The sequence below is a fragment of the Pseudomonas sp. RA_35y_Pfl2_P32 genome (assembly GCF_963970735.1).
Taxonomy (GTDB): Bacteria; Pseudomonadota; Gammaproteobacteria; order Pseudomonadales; family Pseudomonadaceae; genus Aquipseudomonas.
The window spans coordinates 1-497 of sequence record NZ_CAXAQF010000245.1; the positions used below are offsets into that span (position 1 = coordinate 1).

Annotated in this window: 1 pseudogene; it reads right to left on the reverse strand. The window is 61.6% G+C overall.

The window, feature by feature from the left end:
- Positions 1–497: pseudogene (locus AACY45_RS28095) on the reverse strand (elongation factor 4); the annotation flags it as partial.

Here is a 497-nt window from a genome sequence, read left to right on the forward strand (position 1 = left end):
ACTCGCGCATCTTCAATTTGCCCTTCTTCTGCTTGTCGAGCAGCTTGCGCTTGCGGCTGGCGTCGCCGCCATAGCATTTCGCGGTCACGTCCTTGCGCATCGCGCTGATCGTTTCGCGCGCGATGACCTTGCCGCCGATCGCCGCCTGGATCGGGATCTTGAACAGATGGCGCGGGATCAGTTCCTTCAAGCGCTCGACCATCCCGCGCCCGCGCACTTCGGCGGTGCCGCGGTGGACGATCATCGACAGCGCATCGACCGGCTCTTCGTTGACGAGGATGCTCATCTTGACGAGATCGCCCTCGCGCTTGCCGATCTGGGTGTAATCGAAGCTGGCATAGCCCTTGGAGAGCGACTTCAGCCGATCATAGAAATCGAACACGACTTCGTTGAGCGGCAGCTCATAGGTCGCCTGTGCGCGGCCGCCGACATAGGTCAGGTCCTTCTGGATGCCGCGACGGTCCTGGCAGAGCTTCAGCACGCTGCCGAGATATTCG